Origin of the sequence: Streptomyces sp. NPDC056883 (assembly GCF_042788835.1) — a bacterium.
GTDB lineage: Bacteria > Actinomycetota > Actinomycetes > Streptomycetales > Streptomycetaceae > Streptomyces > Streptomyces stoeckheimensis.
Genome location: NZ_JBHUBS010000001.1, coordinates 1,028,682 through 1,046,924, shown reverse-complemented (window position 1 = coordinate 1,046,924; position 18,243 = coordinate 1,028,682). Strand labels below are relative to the sequence as shown.

The window sequence follows — 18,243 nt, the reverse complement described above, 5'->3', positions numbered from 1 at the left end:
TCTCTAACAACTTACCGAACATGTATTCGAACAGACCAGTCGGTTACTCCATCCGCGGCGAGCCGGACGTGAGACTTAGCGTTCTAGTTGGCGATTTAGCGTTGTAGTTGGCGTCGATGCGCGTTCTAGTTGGCATGCGAGGTGACAACGCTCGTATCTACCTGCGATGACTTCGACGGAATGCCTGTGCGGTCCGTCCCGGTTCTGCTGTGCTGGCTGCATGGACTCAGCAGTGGAGTCGCGAGATCCCGGACTCCAGCCCGTGTGGTCGCACCTCTGCACCCTTGACGATCTTGTTTTGCCTCATGGCGTTGATCCGGCTGTCTCCGGATGCCTGGATACGGGTCCGGGATGGGCACGGCGGTGGACGGCGAGGTGGAAGACATCGGGCGCCGAGGTTGTGTGTTCCGTTCGAGACCTCAGCAGCAGGCCAGCCCTGACCTCGGTCCCAGTGCGCGGGTTCACGTGGCGTGCCGGGCAGCGGCACCGTCCCGGCCTGCAGTATGTGCAGGCCACGGGCCGTATGCACGGCTTCGAGAGTCTCGCTGAGCGCCGTCTTCTCCTGGCCTTGGACTTCATCGGCGGGATGGAGGAGGTGCTGTCCCAGCCGTTGAAGCTTCGATTCTCCGTCGATGGCGGCTGGATGGAGCACACACCGGACTTTCTGGCGGTCCTCTCGGGGACAGCGATTCTCATCGATGTCCGGCCAGGCCTTCTGATCAAGGACCGGGATGCGGTGAAGTTCGCTGCGTCGGCGGTGGCCGCGGCCGCGGCTGGGTGGCGGTACGTGGTGGTGGCGGGGTGGCGCCGTCAGGTGGGTGCGGGGCTCGACGCGCTGTCCGCGCGGCGTCGCCCGATGGCCGATCCCCTCGACCTCCAAGGTCAAGTCCTCAATCTGGTTGAGGAACGCCCTCGGCTGTTCGGGGACCTGGTCGCAGCGACGTCGGTGCCGGCGGCCGCTCGTGCGTACGCCGTGCATCTGCTGTGGCACCGTCGGCTGGCCATGGACTTGGCCCAGCCACTCGCAGATACCACCTGGATCTACGCCGCCGGGAGGACGGTGTGACCGCAGAACACCAGCAGCCCCGTCCCGAAGACCTGGACGGCGTTCAGCTGGAGCAGGCGAGGCTTCGAGCAGCGCACCTGCTCGAAGTGGAGACGGGGTACCGCAGCGGCAGCCGGTACTGGGCCCTGCCGGGTGAGCCCCGACCTGCATATGACCCGGCTCGTACGTCCTTGGGGGAGCGTCGCCGGGCGAAGGTGGCCGAGCTGGAAGCTATAGGACGCCAGGAGGCCCGGCACCTGGGCCTTGCTGCGGTAAGCGAGCGCACCCTGCAGCGGATGGCCGCCCGGTATGCCGAGCATGGGCTGATCGGGATGGCGGACGGTCGGTGGACGCCGACGCCGACCGGGCATCGGGTGATCACAGAGGAGGTCGCGGAGGCGATCCGGGCGGTGCATGCCGAGTCGCTGCACCGCTCGAAGCTGAGCATGAAGACCCGGGAGCGGCTGGTCAACCAGTACGTGCGGGAGAAGTTCCCCGGGAAGGAGGTGGTGGTTCCGCACTACACGACGCTGGCGAGGGTGTGGCGGGAGTGGTTCGGGCCCGACGGTGCCCGTCAGCGGTACGTGCGCTCCGCCGCCGCAGTGGAGACAGGCTGGGGCAGGGTGGTCGTCAGTCGGCCGGGCCAGGTTGTCGCGCTGGATACGACGCCGCTGCCGGTGAAGGTCCTCGACGACGTGTTCGGCGAGCCGATCGACGTGCACCTCACGCTTGCGCTCGATGCCTGCACCCATTCGCTCGTCGCCTTCCGCTTGACACCGGTCTCCGATTCATCGGTGGAGGTGGCGATGTTGCTGCGGGACGTGCTGCTGCCGCTCCCGATGCGGCCCGGGTGGGGGCCGGAAATGGAGTGGCCCTATCCGGGAGTTCCGGGCGCTCTGGTCGCCGAACTCGCCGGTCACCCGGTCGCCGCCCGACCGTTCTTCGCGCCGGAGACAGTGACCAGCGACCACGGCTCCGTCTACAAGAACCACCACCTGGTCCAGGTGGCCCGGACCCTCGGGGTCGACTTGCTGCCGGCCCGGATGATGCGCCCCACCGACAAGGCCGCCTGCGAGCGCGCGTTCGCCGGGATCCAGTCGCTACTGCTGGAACTCCTTCTGGGCTACCGGGGCGTCGACGTCGCCGACCGAGGGGCTGATCCGGAAGGGGACGCGGTGTGGACGGTTCTTGAGATGGAGCACCTGATCGCCACCTGGATCGTCGAGGTGTGGCAGAACCGGCGCCTGGAGCAGTACGCGCCAGCCTGGGATCCGGGCGGACGGCATAGCCCGAACACCCTGTTCGCCGCAGCCGCCGCACGGGACGGGATCTCCCTGGAGATCCCGTGCCCGGAGCTGTACTACGAGTTGCTGCCCGTCCACTTCGTCGCCATCGACCGGCGTCGCGGGGTGAAAGTCGGCGGCCTTTGGTACGGGGCCGGTGCCCCGGTGCTGGAGCCTCACCGAGGCTTGCCGTCCGCCCGCACCGGCCGCCATCGGGGTAAGTGGGTGATCCATCGGGACCCCCGGGACTGCCGGGAGGTGTTCTTCGAGACCGGCGGCACCTGGCATGCCTTGCGCTGGAACGGTCTTCCGCCCGGCGACGACGTTCCCGCGTTCTCGGATGCTCGCGTCCGTGACGTCCTGCGCGAGGTGGCCAGGGCGGGCCTGCGGCCCAAAGCCGATCACGAACTCCTTCCCGTCCTCCTCGGCCTGGTCGCCGCGCAGACCCCTGTGAGTTCCTGGCCCACGCAGATGACGAAGCAGCAGAAGACGGACCGAGCCCGCGAGCTCACCCGCGCCCGCGCTGCCGCCGCGGACCGGGCAGCACCCCACCTGCCTACCGGCCCACCGACACCGGTTGCGGACATCAGCGCAGCGGGCAGGCAAGCGCGGGAGGCGGTGAGTGCGGACCGGCGCCGGCGCCGCGAAGCGGCAATGCCCGAACGCCCTGTCCCTCCGCCACTGCTCGGCGACGCACTGCGCGAGCGGGACCTGTTCTTCCTCCCCGGCGAGGAACCCGAAGACCTGCCGGACAGGCCCGCCCAAGAGGAGGCCCCGTGACGCACGCCAAGCCGCCTGAGCCCGCGTTCTTCAGCGACACGTCTCTGCCCCGAGATCAGCTGGCCGGGTGGGAGCTATGGCGGCGTACCCGCAACGCCTTCGTCCCCGCCCCACAGATCACCCTGGCAGCTTGGACGGCGATGAGCCCCCGGGCGCGGGCCGTTCATGATCTGCACCGTGCCGCGACCCACGCGAACCTGCCGCTGCTGCACACCCCGATGAGTCGGCAGGTCGCCCGCCTGCTCAACGCCCGGATCCGTACGAACGCCTTCAAGAACAAGCCGACCACCCGGGCCGGGGTGATGATTACCGGCGGCGGCTACCAGGGCAAGACCGAGACTGCGTGCGAGATCGCCGCCGCGTTCGAGGATTCATGGCGGGCCCTGCACGAGAACCTCAACCCCGACAGCGCGCCCGGCACCCGGGACCTGTACGCGCCGGTCGCCTACGTGCAAACCCCGGTAACGGCGAAGCCAAAGAGCACCTGCAAGGCGATCTTGAGCTTCTACGGTGCCCCCACCCCGAAGCGTGCGGACCTCCCGGACCTGATCCGCCAGGTCGCCGCTTCCCTTCACGACCACGGCACCAAGGCCCTGATCCTGGACGACATCACCCGCCTGCGCATGCACCGCGCGGACGATCAGGACACCCTCGACCTGATCCGCGCGTTCATGAGCATGCACGTCACCCTCATCCTGATCGGCGTCGACATTCCCGGCTCCGGACTCCTGCGCGAGGGCCGCCCCGACCCCGCCACCGGCCAGACCGTGATGCCGCCGTCGAAACACGCGATCGCTCACGGGCTGGAGGCCACCCAGACCGAGCGCCGCTTCGACCTCGTCGAACTCGACCGGTTCCGCTATGACACACCTGCCCAGATCGCCGCCTGGACCACCCACTTGAGAGGACTCGAAGACCAGCTCCGGCTCCTGAACACGAAGCCCGGCATGCTCACCGAAGGCCGCATGCCCGAGTACCTCTTCGAGCGGTCCCATGGCGTCGTCGGACTGCTGGAGCGCCTCATCGAGGACGGCTGCCAGGAAGCCATCGACACCGGCACCGAACTCCTCACCGAGACCCTCCTCGACGGCCTGCCACTCAGCCTCGCCGGAGCCCCCGGCCGAGATCCCGGAGCCGGCGAAGTACCCGCCCTCCCCGCGGCCCGCCCAGCCAAGAAGGCCCCTCGGCGGCGACCGCGCAACACCGTCTTCGACGACCACGGGCCGGCGGCGGCCAGCCAGTGACCACGGCACAGCGCCTGCCCCGCAGTCTGGACCCGGCCCCCGGCGAACTCCTGCCCGGCTACCTGCTCCGCCTCGCCCACCGTCTCGACCTGTCGCCCCACGACCTTGCCGAACGGTGCGGCCTCACCGTGGCCAGCGTCTGCTCCGCCAGCCACCTCATCCGCCTCAATGACGCCCAGAAGGAAGCGACCGCCACGGTGTGCGGGCTCACCCATGCGGAGGTCAGGGCTCTGACCCTGTCCGAACAGGCCCCCGGCTACGGCCCCCTGCACCCCAACTACCTCGGCCGTGTTCAGACCTTCACCATGCTTGTCAACGACGGCTGGGTCTTCGCCCGCTTCAGCCGCTACTGCCCCCAATGCCTCGCCGATTCTCCGCATCCCGCCGGATCAGGCTCGGTGTGGTCCGGCCTGTGGCGGCTGCCCGTGGCCTTCGCCTGTTCCCGCCACCACCGGCTTCTGCAGTGGGCCTGCCCGGCGTGCGGCAACCTCGCCTTCTCCGCCCGGCTGAACCGCACCGAAAACCGCTACCGTGCCTCCCTCCTGCCCAACGGGAACCTGCGCCGTCTCCACCCCGCGCAGTGCCGCAGCCGGCCCGCCGGGTCACCCGGCACTTGCGGGCAGCGCCTGGACCACGCCGCGCCCCACTCGGTGCAGCCCACCGCCGACATGTTGGCCACCCAGGCCCTCCTCCTCGACGCCGTTGCAGGCCGGTCCGTCATCTCGCTCGGCGAAACAACCACCCCAGAGCGGTTCTTCAACGACCTCCGTGCCGTACTGCTCCTGATCCGCGGCACCTGGCCCACCCCCACCGAGCTGTGGCCTGCATTTCCGCACTTCGACCTGCTCCCACCCGCCCACGCTCCCGGTGACAAGCCGGCCCTGGCCTGGAGCACCGACCCGCACTCCCGCTCAGTGCATGTCGGCGACGCCCCGCCCGCAGACACCCGCACCGCAGCCGCCCTGACCACCCTGGCGGTGCAGCTCCTCACCGCAGGCCCCGACGACGCGGAGCTGATCCGACTGCTGGAACACCGCCGCATCGGCTGGCCGGGCCGCCTGCGCCTACAACAACTCGCCCCGCACGCCTCGCCCGCCCTGTCCCGGGTCTTCCAACACACGCCCCCGCTAGGAAAGCCCCGCGCACGCTCCGCCGCCCGCCGGGCCAAGCCGATCCCCGGGCGCCACGAGCGGTTCGAGGCCCGCCATATCCCCGCACGCCTTCCCCACGAATGGACCGCGCTCCTGACCGGGCTCGACGTCGAACCCACGGCCCTTCGCCGAGACGCGGCCCTCCAGCTCATCCAGATGTCCCTCGGACTCCCGCGCCCCGCCGCGGCCCGCTACCTCGGCCTCAGCCGCGCCCTCCTGCAGCACACCACCAGCGTCATGAATCGCTCGCTGCATCACGGCCACAAGAACCACGAATATGGGCAGCAACTCCTCCGCCTGGCCGACCTCGTGAGCAGGCTCGATGCCCCCATCGACTACCACCGGCGCCGCCAGGACCCCCGCGCAGCCGGTCTGCCCGCCTCCGACTGGGCAGAGCTCGCCGATGCCGTCCGTACCCACACTTCCACCCCGTACCACGGGCCCGCGTGGTGGAGCCCGATCCGACACCTGGCAGCTTCCGCAGTCCTGTGGACCCATCTCACCCACGGCGAACTCGAACTGGCGCCGGCCCTGCACACATGCGCCGGGCGGGAAGAACCTGGGCGGCTCCTCCGTGAGGCCCGCTGGATCCAGGCCCCCGGACCCCAGGACCGTGTACGCCACCACCTGCGCGACCGGCTCCTCGCCTATGCCGCACAACTGGCTCAAGACATTGACAGCCCGCATCGGGAGAGGATGCTCCTGTGAGCCCTTCCCTTCCGTACTTGCCGAAGCCCGAGTTCGTCTTGATCCCCGCCGAGGCTCCGCCCGGGGTACCCACCCAGATCGCCATCGATCTGCGGGAGACCGGCATTCCAGGCGGGTTGATCGGATACGAGTACCGGCCGCTGAGCGAACCGGTGTACTTCGGGGGGATCGGCGAGCAGGGAGTGGTCGCCATCGCGGCGAGTGGCCTGTCCGGACACGTCGCCGTCGACGTGGCCAGTGGCCACGTGGTGCAGATTCAGTCCGCGACGGCCTGGCACGTGAACAGAGACCTCGACTCCTTCAACCGAAGCGTCGCGGCCGTGATCGCACGCTTTCCGTTCTATGCGGACGGCGACGACGAGGTGTGCACGGAGAGGGCGGACGAGCTGCGCGATCTCGTCTACAGCATCGACGAGACCGCTCTCGTGCGCGACGGGTTCTGGGACACCTTCTGCGACGACGTGGCGATCGGGGACTACGCGGACTGGGATGCCTGAACCAGGAACGACCCCGGCAACGCCAAGCGGCACCAGCGGTTGCCGCTTTAACCTTCGGTGGCCGGCGAAGGAAGTTCATTCTCGGAGGCGAGGGTGACTTGTGCTGTCCATGACCAAGGCTCCGTGGGTGGATCCCAGTGAACCTCGACAACGGTGTCGTGGAAGTCGCGAGCGAGTTCCGTCACCATGACTGCCGCAGAGGCCCGCGCGTCTTCTGGGTTCGTGTTGATCGGAACGTCCAGGCGCCCGCAGAGCATGCCGCCTTCCATAGTGAGGACGCTGGTGCGCCAGCCGTCCGGCGTCGCCAACAGGACTATCCCCTTCGGAATGCCCCAGGCAGACTGCTTCTTCTTCTCCTTCTTGCGTCTCACCATGCCGCCATCCAACATCGTCGGGTTCGTGGCGATCAGCCGGGTGGAGAATCGACTGCCGCGGCGCGGTCTGGTGCCAGTCGCCGTCTCGCGTGTTCGTCACCGGTCGCGTGAGGCGAGGACTGCTCGTCATAAGGCATGCGGCAAGATGCGGACGCATGACCCTCTCATCACGTTTCACCCTGCCGGGCCAGGTCTGGGCCGTAGCCGCGGCGGATCCCTCCGGGCCGCTGACCGTGACCAGCTACGGTGCGAATCCCCTGGCGACCGTCATCACGAGGGTCGACCTCTCAGGCAGGGTGGAGTGGCAGCGGACCTACCCCGGGACAGGTAGGCCGCGCTCCCGTATGTCCACAGACGGCATGCTGTGGGTCGCCTACCCGGATCGTGACGGTCGGCTCCTGGAAGGTGTTCTGGCGGACGGATCCACCGGCCCCACTGCCTGCCCGGAGTGCGGCCCCGATGAGGAGATCGGGGCGTTCGTCCTCCTCAACGACGGGTTCATCATTTCCTGGGTCAGTGCCTCCCGCCTGGTACGTGGGAAACGAAGCCGGCCCACGTCCGTACCGGAGCCTCGCGTGGCCCGGTATACACGAGAGGGCGAGTGCCTCTGGTCCACGCCGATCGTGCTTGGCGCGGTGTCGTTCCCGGGTGTGATGGAGATGGGAGTCCGGACCGGATGGGAGCTTCGGCCGAGTAGTCCTTGGATCCCTGATGAGATCGGCGTGGACCATTGGCAGCCACTGCTCGTATCGGCCGACCGGATCGCAGCCACCTTCACAGACCCAAGCAGCGGCATCGGGCGGACGTTCTTCCTCGACGTGGACAGCGGCGAGACCGTGTCGGCTACCTCTCCTGCTCCCACGGGCCGAAAGACGATAGCGGGCCCCGGCCAGTTCCTGATCGGGTCTCAGGGCTACGGTGCGTTCACGACCGGCCGCTTCGGCCGCGACGGCGCCGAAACCGCGCGCTGGGCGACCCACGGAGCCATGCTCGTCGACAAGAGCGGCAGCGTCAGCGGCCCCGAGCTCGAGAACCGCCTGCCCTCCAGATCACGCTTCCGGAGGCTCGCATCGGATAACAGCCTCGTGGACGGGCCGGCGCTGACCGGCTACTACACGTCCGACCCCGCAATGGACTGCGAGGGAACCGTGGTGTTCTGGCGCGACGGCAAGCTGCTCGCCGTGGACGCCGACCTCACCGGACACGAGTTGTTCGCCATGGACGACAGCCGAGCAGTCATTGGGCGTGCGCTCCTGCTGAGCGAAGGCAGCGTCGTCGTCTCCCTGGACAACGAGGTCCTGGTCTTCCGTACACCGCTGGGTCCCCTGGGCGAGGGTCCTTGGCCGTGCGGGGAGGCGAACCTCCAGGGCAATCCTCTGTTGAGCTGAAACCATCGGCGTTGCGCCGGCGGAGTCTGGCCAGGTGCGCACGCGCGAAATGAAGATGCTGGCTCCTGGCCTGCGCAGGCAGGATCTCTCCATGTCGACCGATGTCAGCGGAATGATCGAGTGCCGGCCTGGGGCCCGTCTATGGGGCCCCGACGACGAGGACTCCGTATGGGAGGTGGGCATTGATCTCTTCCTCCTCAACAGGGGCAACGCCTACGACGGCCTGGCCTGTCTCTTCGGAATCCGAAACTCGTACGGTTTCCGTCCCTTGGCGGAAGATCGTGGCTTCCCGGACGACGCCTCGGATGGGCTGCGAGCTGAGTTCGCCGGGTACGGCGGCCCCCATGATGTGCACGGGACCACTTGGCTGACCTGGGCCGAACTGGACACCACGGACTGGCAGGAAACCAACGCCTCAGGCACACGAACCCGTGCCTCTGCCGCAGGGATCGACACCGACTGGGGCCGGGTCTGGAGCGTCATGCACATCCTCAGCGAAGTGCACGGCGCGGAGAACGTACGTCTCGTCGTCTGGTTCCACTGACAGACGGTTGCGCGTGCTACTTGGCCAGGCGGGGCAACGATCGCGATCTTTACCAAAGCCCGTAATTCCCCAGGTCCCTGTTGTGCGAGCCACTAGGTTGGTGTGCGTGGAGACGCGGGGGCAGAGGTATCGGTATGTGGGGCCGGCTGAGCTGGAGGTGCTCGTCCGGGTGGGTGGTGATGGTCGGAGCATCCGCTCGTCGGCGGACTTCGGCGAGTGGGTCTCTGCGCTGTCCCTGGATGAGTTGGCCGAGCCGTTCCCGTTCGTCGTCGATGGCGGCGGGGTGCTGAGACTGGCTCCGCGCCGCAGCGAGCACGTGGTGTGTGCTGGCGGCGGAGAGGTACTGAGCGCCGGCGAGATGAGCTTCCGTGAGGAGTCCGGGCGGTGGCTGGTCGAGGAGGTCAGCAACCAGTCGACCGGCTACTGCCCGGACATCAGCTCATGGCCAGCCGTGGCCGAGGCTCTGGATCGGATCGGGATCCATCGACCGTCCGGGTTCACGCACGAGGTGGTCTTTCGTCGATGCCGCTCTTGCCGGGAGCTCAACATCGTGCGGGAGGAGGACTTCGTATGCGTGTTCTGCGGCGAGGATCTGCCGCGGGGTTGGAACGTTGGGGAGCCCGGGTGACTGGTCAGACCGCGAAGATCGCATCGCGTTGTGAGTGCGGCAACATGGCGGTGCGACAGGTGAACCAGTTCATCCTTCACGATGAGTTGTGGTGGGACTCGGAGTTCTCTTGCGGGTCCTGTGGCACCTACCTGTGCGAACACGCTGGTCCGGGACCAGCGCCTGACGATGTTCGGGGGGCTCTGCTCGCAGCGCACGGGGCTGTCAGGCTGCGGTTGGTCGGTTCGGTTCCCAGTCTCGTGCCAGCCTTGAAGCTCTTTCGGGAGGTCTCAGCGGCCTCGTTGTCGCGGGCTCGTGAACTGGTCGGGGAACTGAGCCACGACGGTCTAGTGGGGACGTTGTCGGAGATGGAGTTCCTGAAGGCCCGGCTGCAGATGCGTGGAGTTCCCGTCGACGTGGATCGGTAGCTGTCCTCAGAGGACTGAAGGTCAGCTGCGGACCGGCGGTGCCACCATGGGAGATCCGCAGGAGAGCGGTCAGGGACGCCGCGATCCCAAAATTGCTCGGAACTGGTTCCACCATGAATGGCAATCCACCGCAGGTTGCAAGAAGCGTCACCTAGGCCCCCGGCGGGACGCGAAGAGGCCCCCTCTACCCTGGCCCGATGATGGATGCGGATACGCGTGACTTCCGGGTCGGCGACGTGTTGTCGATCGCCTGCCCCTTCACGCCGGCCAGAGTCGAGCAGGGCGTGACCTGGGACTATGTGTCCGTGCGCTGGCCCTGGTGGGAAATCGACAGTGACAGCGACTTCATCCAGTGGAACGGCGTCGTTGCCTTGGGCGTGGACACTGGCGAGCGCGCCGCGCCTGACGTGCAGGCGGAACTGTTCCGTACCGAACCGCCGCCCCACCATCTGAAGGCAGGAGACATCTGCCGCGTCGGAGTGCCGCCGACGGTGGTGCACGTGACGGCTGTCGATCACCATGACCCGCCCCTTGAGACGGGCTGGTTGCCCCGCCCGCGGCAGACGGTTGCGGTGCTGCGCCGCGGCGTGTCCTACCGCGAGTTTCCGGACGGGAGCCACCTGGACGGCTCGGGATACACCATTCATCCCGATGACGGGATCCCCTTCAGCTTTGAACTGCTGCTGCGGCCGTACGCCCAGCTCAACCTGGGCGACGAGGTCGCAGACGCCACTGGCCGGGCATGGCGTTTCGACGGCCCCTGGGAGTGGACACCCTTCGATGGCGAGCCAGTTGGCACGGGACCCGGGTGGCCACTCGTCCTGCTCACCCGCGCAGGAGCACCATGCTCCGTCGAGCAAGCCGAGGCAGTGGCCGCGAGCACGGTGAACGGTTCACACCAGGAGACGGTCCGAGACTGGATGTCGCTCACGGAGGCCTCCCCGACACCCTGACCGACGGCGGCGCCTCAGCCGTCACCTTCCTGAGCACGGACCACCTATATCAGCCCTCTGCGGAATTTCCGCAGGTCAACGACGTCCGTGATTGAGCGTTCTAGTTGTCCATCGGGGCCAACTACAGCGCTAAGTCACACGATGAGACTTGGTGCTCACCCTGATCTGCAAAAACACCGGCAGCGGGAGTGAGAGCTGGTGGATGGGAATCGGCTCTCACGGGGCGGGTGCGACCTGGGTTTCAAGCGGAATCCCACAGGCAGGGCTACAGGTACGTTCGTAGTACGGGGTGCGGCCCTGGCCATTCAGGGGCCGCGACGGGGGCCGTACCCCGGCACCGGCTGGTCAGGAGGCAGCGGCGGTGCCGCGTTCCCCGCGACCAGCCTCACCTTGTCGGGTCAGGTGCACGATGTCGGGTTCGGGCTCATCAGCTGTGCAGCACTCTGGTGCGCGCGGCGATGCCTCGGAGTTCGGGTGTGGTGCGTCCGGAGAGCAGCAGGCCGGAGACGAGGGATTTCACGGCGGGGCGGGCGTGGGTTTCCTGTGGGGCCCAGTACTCGGCTTGGAGGAGGGCTCGGATGCATTCGTCGCGTCGGCCCCATTGGGCGAAGGCCTTGGCGCGGTCGGTGAAGTAGAGCGCGCGCCGTTCCGTGGTGGGGAGGGCCTGGGGTGCGAGGGCGTCGGCGGCGGCGATGGCGGCTGAGGGGTCTCCGGCGGTGTTCTCCGCCGAGATGAGGTGGAGCTGGACGGTGGCAGCTGAATCCGCCGTTGGTGTCCCTCAGATGGGTGACAGAGCCCAGGGTCTTGGCGATGGCGGTGGCCTCGCTGGTGAGCTCGCGCATGTCGTCTTGGTCGCGCTGGTGGGCGACGGTGTAGGCGGCGCACTGGACCAGCAGGCCCCGCTGGGCGGTCCCGGCGTTGCCGAGTTCGCGCAGGGCCGGGTCGTCGGCGGCGTTCAGGGCGAGGGTCAGGGCCTGGTCGTGCCAGCCGGCCTTGCGGGCGAGGACGGCCTGCTGGCGGGCCGCTTCCGCGACCGCGAGCGGCGTCCCGCCGGCGGCGGCGAACTGTCGGGCGCGGTCGGCTGCCATCCAGCCGAGTTGCGGCTCGTCGAGCTTGATGAGGATGCGCGTGGCCAGGAGGTACGCCTGCGCCAGCACAGCGAAGGCGTCGCCGCTCCCGGTGGACCGGTGTCCGACGGAGATCAGGCGTGGGAGCCGTAGGGCGAGGCTGGAGTACGCGCAGTTGTTGAAGTCGGCCGTGGCGCGGTGCAGTTCTGCCGCGAGGAGGTCCGGGGGCGTGTCGGGGGCTGTGTGGTCCAGTCCCAGCATCGCGTCGCGTAGCCCGGCGGTGAGGGTGTCGCCGAGCTGTGCCTCCTCGGTCTTGGCCGGGGCGGTTCCGGCGATGGCTGGTCAAGGAGACCGTCGAACCGGGGCTCGGCAGCGCAGGGGCCGCCGGAGTCGTGGCCGAACTGGACGGGGTCGGCGCAGGCGGAGGCGTGGGGGTCGGCGTCGGCGACTTCGTGGGGTGCGCAGCGGTCGGAGCCTCGGAAACCGGCGGGGCGGCGGGTGCCGTACGACCTCCGGAGAGATAGGTGAACAGCGCGATCACGACCCCGATCGTGGCGGCCAGTGCCGAGACCGCCCCGGTTATCTCGGCAACGCTGTGTCGTCTACGAGGAGGGTCAGCCGGGCGCGGAGGGGCAAGCGGCCGCGGTGGCACAGGCGGGGTGGTGGGTTCCTCCGGCGACGGCGCATCTGTCGACAACTCGGTCTCCATGGGCGTGAGTTCAGGGGATGGCGGCCTGCATTAAACGATGTTTGTCGGCCCTGGCGAAAGATGCTCTGGAGCCTCGTTCCGAACTTGTTGAGCAGCACCGCCCCAGCGCGCCGGAATGCCACACGCCGATCCCGGCACGAACCGGCACGGATTTTCCCGTTCCATCCATCGGAGGGCGAGAGCCGAGTTCGCCGGGCTCCTGATCGCCCCGACCGCCGGCCACGCCTCGCAGCAGAGTCCGAAGTCAAACCGGGAACAGGTGGCCAGCCCGCCAGGCGGCCGCGAGCAGCACGCCGTCGACAGCGATCCGGTCCCGGGCCGACAGCATCCACCAGGCCGCCCGTACCCGGTCCGCGCGCGCCCGGGCACCCCTCCATTGACGTTCGAGGGGAGCTCTGGCCGTCACCGTGCGCGGCCTGTCCCCTTGACGCGCGAGACGGCCTGCCGGTGGGCGGGCACCGCGGCTTCGGCCGGAGCCGGCTGCCCCGGCGCCGTCCCGCCGGAGGTTGTGCTGGAGCGGGAGCGGGCCGCGCCCGGGGACACCCCCCGCACCCGGGAGACCGGTCCCGACGGTGTGGTCAGGGCCTGGTGTGTCTGCTCGACTAGGCGCCCCACCAGCGCGGAGGCCGGACCCTGCTTCCAGGAAGTGTCCGTGCCCAGACGGGCGGTTTACACAGAGCCTCGAGTAGCGATCGCTAGTTCAGAGAACTGACCAGCCCGAGCGACAGATTCCCGGCCCACACAGGACGCGCCACGGACGCCACCTCCTCCAGATGAGTCCCCCCTCCAGCACACGGCGCCTACCCACTCAGCGCCATTCGACCTCATCGGTGACTCAAGGCAGCTGGAGGGATCACCGACCGTAGTGCCGCCCATTTATGCGGGTCGTCCGATGGAGGCGAGCCTCGGCCGGACGCCGGGGCCTTCGGGACGAGACGGGAACTCGGGAGATGTCCCTGCTGTCGCCGGGATCGAAAGGATCGGAAGGCCGGGGCGTTTGGAAGCCTCGGCGCGGTGCAGACGAGTGCTGCCACCGGCTTTACTCATCGAGTAGGAGAAGCGCATGGGCATCATTGCTTGGATCCTGATCGGATTGCTCGCGGGCTTCATCGCGAAGGCGCTGATGCCGGGCAAGGACCCGGGCGGGATCGTCATCACCGTGCTCATCGGCGTCGCAGGCGGTCTGCTCGGCGGATTCCTCGGCAAGGTCATCTTCGGCGTCGACTCCATCGACGGGTTCTTCGACCTCTCGACCTGGATCGCCGCCATCATCGGCTCGGTCATCCTCCTCGCGCTCTACCGGCTCGTCACCAGTAACAAGCGCCACCACAGCCACGCCTGAACCACCCGGCACCTGTCCCAATCAGTACGGCTCCCCCTCGCCTGAGGGTCAGCCGTACTGCTGTTCCGCGTCACCGGGCGGTCAGATCTTCGTTTTGTGTTCCCGAATATGGCCGGCATTTCGGGGTATCTGGCTGGAAGTAGCCGCGTGTGGCTTGCTCAGGATGAGGGTGGCGTATGGCTGCTGTGGTGCCCCAAGACGAGTGTGAGTCGCTAGTCGGCCGTCCGATCGTGTCGACGATGGCTTTGGACGGCAGTGAACCGATCGCCGGCGCCAGGCATGCCGCCCGCAGTTTCATGACCGCGCTGCAGGCCGTCCACGGGATTCCGGTGTCGGACCGGGCGATGAGCATGGTGGAGCTGGTGGTCAGCGAGTTGGTCACCAACGCCTACAAATATGCGCCCGGGCCGTGTCTGGTGGACCTGGAGGTCCGCGACGGCGCCGTGGAGATCAGCGTGTGGGACACCGACGCGCAACTGCCCGCGGCAAGCCCGGCTGACGCGGGACGGATCGGCCAGCACGGCCTGGAGATCGCGATGGCGGTGTGCCGCAGTTTCGAGGTGCGCCGCGAGCCGGTGGGCAAGCGCGTGAAAGTCACCATCGGGCTGGCCGACGACCCCGGCGGGCATCCAGCCGGTCGCCTTGCCTGACGCTGCTGACCCTCTCTTGCTACTCGGTCGCGCCCTGTTTACGGTTTGCGATCCACCCCCGTCAGAGGAAGGCCGCAGGAGGACCCCCTGAATGACCGAGGGCTGGGCGCCCGTGACCATAGTCGGCATCAGTCCGGAGGCCTCGAGCGGAGCCCAGGGCGGTGATCCGGCGCGGGCTAGAGGGTGTCTGGCGCCCGGCGGCCGGGAGCGCTCGAATCATTGGCCCGTATGCGGACGTGCTGGGTGTACCAGTTCCGAAATGGCCCGGAGCGTCAGGTCCTCAGAGTTCCTGGCTGACGGGGACGGAAAGCCCCGGCAGATTCAAGTACGGCAGTCCCGTGCGCGTGGGCTGGTAGATGGGTACGTTCTGCGGCATGCCGACGCCGCATCGCGGCTTGCCGTCTACACCTGGGTACGGCGGGGCGAACCTGAGCTAGGTAACCGCCCATCTACTGGAGCTCTGGCCGAGGTCTGCCCCCAGGAAAATGCCTGATAGGTCGTGGCAGCGCGGGCCGGCCGGGACAGGAGCAGCCTGGGTCACTGATGGCACTAGCGGAACCTGACCCGTCGGCGGAGGGACGACAATGGGCTCGGTCTCAGGCTGTGGCCTTGGGGCCCGCGGTGGCGCGCGCCAGGCTGCCCGGGCATTCCTCGCCGCCCGCCCCGGCGTCATCGAGGTCGCCGTGGAGGATCCCAGCCCGAGGATGCCGCGGGCGCGGACCCCCGACCTCGTGGAGGGGACGGGTGGATTCGGCTGGCACATGGTCAACGACCTCGCCCGCCACGCCGACGTCAGGCCCGGGCCCGAAGGCGGCAAGACCGTCCGCGCCTTCCTCCCCCGATAGAGCCACCCATGTGATCTCGGACCTGCCACGAGGAAGCCGCAGGAGGCAGTGCGGCGCCGGGCCCCTGCCGGGGGCGCGGGGAGGGATGGGAAACTGGTGGGTATGGATATCCGTCGCAGGAACAACGTCACCGTCTCCGGCCGCCCTGACGGGCCGGTGGTCGTGTTGGCGCATGGGTTCGGCTGCGACCAGAACATGTGGCGCCTGGTGGCCCCTTCCCTGGCGGAGAGCTACCGGGTGGTGCTCTTCGACTACGTGGGCTCGGGTCGGGCGGACCTCTCGGCGTGGGACGAGAGCCGTTACAGCTCCCTGGACGGCTACGCGGCAGATGCGCTGGAAGTCTGCGAGGAGCTGGGCCTGCGGGACGTGACGTTCGTGGGTCATTCGGTCAGCGCGATGGTCGGCGTGCTCGCAGCCGCGAAGGCGCCGGAGCGGATTTCCCGGCTGGTGATGGTGGCCCCTTCGCCCCGCTACATCGACGACGTGGACTACCGGGGCGGGTTCAGCGCCGAAGACATCGACGAACTGCTGGAGTCGCTGGAGTCGAACTATCTGGGCTGGTCGGCGGCGATGGCCCCGGTCATCATGAGCAACGCGGACCGGCCCGCACTCGGCGAGGAGCTGACGGCGTCGTTCTGCGCGACCGACCCGGACATGGCCCGCGTCTTCGCCCGTACGACATTCCTGTCCGACAGCCGCCAGGACCTGAAGACAGTGACCGTCCCGACGCTGGTGCTGGAGTGCCGACAGGACGTGATTGCCCCGCGCGAGGTCGGCGCCTACGTCCACGCGGCGATCCCCGGCAGCCGACTGGTCACCCTTGAGGCGACGGGTCACTGCCCGCAGCTGAGCGCACCGGAGGCCACCGCGGAGGCGGTCATCGACTTCATCGGAGCGGCCCGCTGATGTGCCGCACCGACCAAGCGGCGCCCGAACCGGATGAGGAGCAGGACGTGGACGCCACGGACCCGGCGTTCACCGCGCTGCTGGAAGACAGTGCCGAGGAGCTGTACGAGCAGGCGCCGTGCGGGTACCTGTCGACCCTGATGGACGGCACCATCGCGAAGATCAACACCACCCTGCTGGACTGGCTGGGGCTGGAGCGTTCCCAGGTGGTGGGACGGCTGCGATTCACCGACCTGCTCACGGTGGGCGGCAAGCTCTACCACGAGACCCACTTCGCCCCGATGCTGCAGATGCAGGGCGAGATCAGCGGCATCGCCCTGGACATCAAAGCCGCTGGCAAGCAGAGGATGCCGGTGCTGGTCACCTCGAAGGTGAAGACCAGTAACGAGGGCGAGCCGCTGCTGATCCGCACCACCGTCTTCGACGCCCGAGACCGCCGCGCCTACGAGGTCGAGCTTCTGCGCGGCCGCCAGGCGGCCGAGGAAGCCCGACGCGAGGCCGAAGCCGCGCGCCGTCAGGCGGAGGCCGACCGTGAACGGCTACAGGAAGCCCTGGCCGTCCTCCAGCAGAACCTGCTGCCCGCCCAGCTGCCCGCGGTGCCAGGGCTGGAGGCCGCCTCCTACTACCACACCGCCTCCCCGGACCTGCTGGGCGGAGACTTCTACGACCTGTTCCCCCTGGACGCCGGCCGGTGGGCGTTCTTCCTCGGCGACGTCTGCGGAAAAGGGCCCAAGGCCGCCGCCGTCACCTCACTCACCCGTTACACCCTGCGCGCCGCAGCCCTGCACGACGGCGACCCCATCACCGTCCTCACCACCTTGAACACGGTCCTCCACGAGCGGTACTCCAGCGGCGACACCCGCTACTGCACCGCCATCTTCGGCACCCTGGAACCGGGCAGCGATCATGTGGAGGTGCACCTGGCCTCCGGAGGACACCCCTCTGCGCTGATCCAGCGTGCCGACGGCAGCGCCGACTACCTCCCCACCCCCGGAGGCATGCTCATCGGCGTCCTGCCCGAGGTCCAGTTCACCGACGCCCACACCCGCCTGCTGCCCGGCGACACCCTGCTTCTCTACACCGACGGGCTCACCGAAGCCCGCACCGGACCCGACCGCCAGCTCTACGGCGAGGACGCCCTGCGCGCCTTCACCACCGGCCGGCCGCCGGCCGGCCCCCAGGCGCTGATCACCGCCCTGACCAAACTCCTGACCGGGTTCGGCGACGGACTCGACGACGACACCGCGCTGCTCGCCCTCGGCGTGCCCGCCCTTCCCACCGCGGAGTGAACACCTGATGAGCCCGCTGACGATCACCCTCCGAGACGCCGCCACCGGTCCCGTGCTGGAGATCACCGGTGACCTCGACTACGCCACCGCACCCGAACTCCGCACAGCAGTAGACACACTGATCGTTCCCGCAGGTCAACTCCTGGTAGTGGACCTGGCGCGCCTGGAGTTCTGCGACTCCAGCGGCATCAGCGCCCTGCTCGCAGCCCGCAACAGGGCCACCGAGCAAGACGCCACCATGGCCCTGGCCTCGGTCCCCGACAACACCGCCCGCATCCTGCGCATCGTCGGCCTCGACCGGATCTTCACCATGCACCCCGACACCTCCACGGCCGTCGCCACCCGCAGCTCCGCCGCCTCCTGACAACATGCGCGCATGAGAGACGATCGAGACGAGCAAGGGTCACAGTCGCAGCCGAGCCGGTCGGGGGAG

The 18,243-nt window shown here is 68.5% G+C and carries 17 protein-coding genes; 16 read left to right on the top strand and 1 reads right to left on the bottom strand.

The genetic code is table 11. The annotated features are described in order from the left end of the window. The first annotated feature begins 166 nt into the window (after nucleotides 1-166). From ACFRU2_RS05005 to ACFRU2_RS04985, 5 genes are all read left to right on the top strand, one after another. Nucleotides 167-1,066, top strand: coding sequence for a TnsA-like heteromeric transposase endonuclease subunit (locus ACFRU2_RS05005; RefSeq protein ID WP_382967635.1), 900 nt, complete (start codon nucleotides 167-169; stop codon nucleotides 1,064-1,066). A 194-nt stretch (nucleotides 1,067-1,260) separates the two neighbouring features. Beyond that, entirely contained in the window at nucleotides 1,261-3,108 is a 1,848-nt protein-coding gene (locus ACFRU2_RS05000; protein ID WP_382967633.1) for a transposase, read from the top strand. Then, complete coding sequence (locus ACFRU2_RS04995; protein WP_382967631.1) at nucleotides 3,105-4,352, top strand: AAA family ATPase; 1,248 nt, start codon at nucleotides 3,105-3,107, stop codon at nucleotides 4,350-4,352. Before ACFRU2_RS05000 ends, ACFRU2_RS04995 begins: the two co-directional genes overlap by 4 nt. Further along, nucleotides 4,349-6,211, top strand: a complete 1,863-nt coding sequence (locus ACFRU2_RS04990; protein ID WP_382967629.1) for a TniQ family protein — start codon at nucleotides 4,349-4,351, stop codon at nucleotides 6,209-6,211. The genes ACFRU2_RS04995 and ACFRU2_RS04990 overlap by 4 nt, the downstream gene beginning before the upstream one ends. Beyond that, complete coding sequence (locus tag ACFRU2_RS04985; protein ID WP_382967627.1) at nucleotides 6,208-6,708, top strand: SUKH-4 family immunity protein; 501 nt, start codon at nucleotides 6,208-6,210, stop codon at nucleotides 6,706-6,708. Before ACFRU2_RS04990 ends, ACFRU2_RS04985 begins: the two co-directional genes overlap by 4 nt. A gap of 47 nt (nucleotides 6,709-6,755) precedes the next feature. On the opposite strand, the gene ACFRU2_RS04980 is transcribed toward ACFRU2_RS04985, so the two are convergent. Then, complete coding sequence (locus ACFRU2_RS04980; RefSeq protein WP_382967625.1) at nucleotides 6,756-7,082, bottom strand: hypothetical protein; 327 nt, start codon at nucleotides 7,080-7,082, stop codon at nucleotides 6,756-6,758. Between the two features lie 722 nt (nucleotides 7,083-7,804). On the opposite strand from ACFRU2_RS04980, the gene ACFRU2_RS04975 reads away from it, so the two are divergent. The 11 genes from ACFRU2_RS04975 (at nucleotide 7,805) to ACFRU2_RS04925 (ending at nucleotide 18,174) form a co-directional block, all read left to right on the top strand. Next, nucleotides 7,805-8,470, top strand: a complete 666-nt coding sequence (locus ACFRU2_RS04975; protein WP_382967624.1) for a hypothetical protein — start codon at nucleotides 7,805-7,807, stop codon at nucleotides 8,468-8,470. Between the two features lie 34 nt (nucleotides 8,471-8,504). After that, a complete protein-coding gene (locus ACFRU2_RS04970; RefSeq protein WP_382967622.1) occupies nucleotides 8,505-9,014 on the top strand; it encodes a hypothetical protein in 510 nt (169 codons plus the stop codon). 106 nt (nucleotides 9,015-9,120) lie between these two features. Beyond that, nucleotides 9,121-9,642, top strand: coding sequence for a hypothetical protein (locus ACFRU2_RS04965; RefSeq protein ID WP_382967620.1), 522 nt, complete (start codon nucleotides 9,121-9,123; stop codon nucleotides 9,640-9,642). 604 nt (nucleotides 9,643-10,246) lie between these two features. After that, complete coding sequence (locus ACFRU2_RS04960; protein WP_382967619.1) at nucleotides 10,247-11,002, top strand: hypothetical protein; 756 nt, start codon at nucleotides 10,247-10,249, stop codon at nucleotides 11,000-11,002. 782 nt (nucleotides 11,003-11,784) lie between these two features. Further along, nucleotides 11,785-12,222 (top strand): hypothetical protein, encoded by a 438-nt coding sequence (locus ACFRU2_RS04955; RefSeq protein WP_382967617.1) that lies wholly within the window; start codon nucleotides 11,785-11,787, stop codon nucleotides 12,220-12,222. A gap of 1,619 nt (nucleotides 12,223-13,841) precedes the next feature. After that, nucleotides 13,842-14,120, top strand: a complete 279-nt coding sequence (locus ACFRU2_RS04950) for a GlsB/YeaQ/YmgE family stress response membrane protein (RefSeq protein WP_382967615.1) — start codon at nucleotides 13,842-13,844, stop codon at nucleotides 14,118-14,120. A 176-nt stretch (nucleotides 14,121-14,296) separates the two neighbouring features. Beyond that, nucleotides 14,297-14,770 carry an ATP-binding protein gene (locus ACFRU2_RS04945; RefSeq protein ID WP_382967613.1) on the top strand — a complete coding sequence of 158 codons (474 nt, stop codon included), beginning with the start codon at nucleotides 14,297-14,299 and terminating at the stop codon, nucleotides 14,768-14,770. 584 nt (nucleotides 14,771-15,354) lie between these two features. Beyond that, entirely contained in the window at nucleotides 15,355-15,615 is a 261-nt protein-coding gene (locus tag ACFRU2_RS04940; protein WP_382967611.1) for an ATP-binding protein, read from the top strand. Nucleotides 15,616-15,717: 102 nt separating this feature from the next. Next, the gene (locus ACFRU2_RS04935) at nucleotides 15,718-16,521 is read left to right on the top strand and encodes an alpha/beta fold hydrolase (protein WP_382967609.1); all 804 of its coding nucleotides are present in this window, start codon (nucleotides 15,718-15,720) and stop codon (nucleotides 16,519-16,521) included. Next, nucleotides 16,521-17,810, top strand: coding sequence for a PP2C family protein-serine/threonine phosphatase (locus ACFRU2_RS04930; RefSeq protein ID WP_382967607.1), 1,290 nt, complete (start codon nucleotides 16,521-16,523; stop codon nucleotides 17,808-17,810). Before ACFRU2_RS04935 ends, ACFRU2_RS04930 begins: the two co-directional genes overlap by 1 nt. A 7-nt stretch (nucleotides 17,811-17,817) precedes the next feature. Further along, nucleotides 17,818-18,174, top strand: coding sequence for an STAS domain-containing protein (locus ACFRU2_RS04925; RefSeq protein ID WP_382967605.1), 357 nt, complete (start codon nucleotides 17,818-17,820; stop codon nucleotides 18,172-18,174). Nucleotides 18,175-18,243: the final 69 nt, after the last annotated feature.

Excerpts from the sequence above, each read along its gene's own strand:
- ACFRU2_RS05005 (WP_382967635.1), top strand. The coding sequence starts at position 167 with ATGACTTCGACGGAATGCCTGTGCGGTCCGTCCCGGTTCTGCTGTGCT.
- ACFRU2_RS04980 (WP_382967625.1), bottom strand. The coding sequence starts at position 7,082 with ATGGTGAGACGCAAGAAGGAGAAGAAGAAGCAGTCTGCCTGGGGCATT.
- ACFRU2_RS04960 (WP_382967619.1), top strand. The coding sequence starts at position 10,247 with ATGATGGATGCGGATACGCGTGACTTCCGGGTCGGCGACGTGTTGTCG.
- ACFRU2_RS04955 (WP_382967617.1), top strand. The coding sequence starts at position 11,785 with ATGGGTGACAGAGCCCAGGGTCTTGGCGATGGCGGTGGCCTCGCTGGT.
- ACFRU2_RS04950 (WP_382967615.1), top strand. The coding sequence starts at position 13,842 with ATGGGCATCATTGCTTGGATCCTGATCGGATTGCTCGCGGGCTTCATC.
- ACFRU2_RS04945 (WP_382967613.1), top strand. The coding sequence starts at position 14,297 with ATGGCTGCTGTGGTGCCCCAAGACGAGTGTGAGTCGCTAGTCGGCCGT.
- ACFRU2_RS04940 (WP_382967611.1), top strand. The coding sequence starts at position 15,355 with ATGGGCTCGGTCTCAGGCTGTGGCCTTGGGGCCCGCGGTGGCGCGCGC.
- ACFRU2_RS04935 (WP_382967609.1), top strand. The coding sequence starts at position 15,718 with ATGGATATCCGTCGCAGGAACAACGTCACCGTCTCCGGCCGCCCTGAC.
- ACFRU2_RS04930 (WP_382967607.1), top strand. The coding sequence starts at position 16,521 with ATGTGCCGCACCGACCAAGCGGCGCCCGAACCGGATGAGGAGCAGGAC.
- ACFRU2_RS04925 (WP_382967605.1), top strand. The coding sequence starts at position 17,818 with ATGAGCCCGCTGACGATCACCCTCCGAGACGCCGCCACCGGTCCCGTG.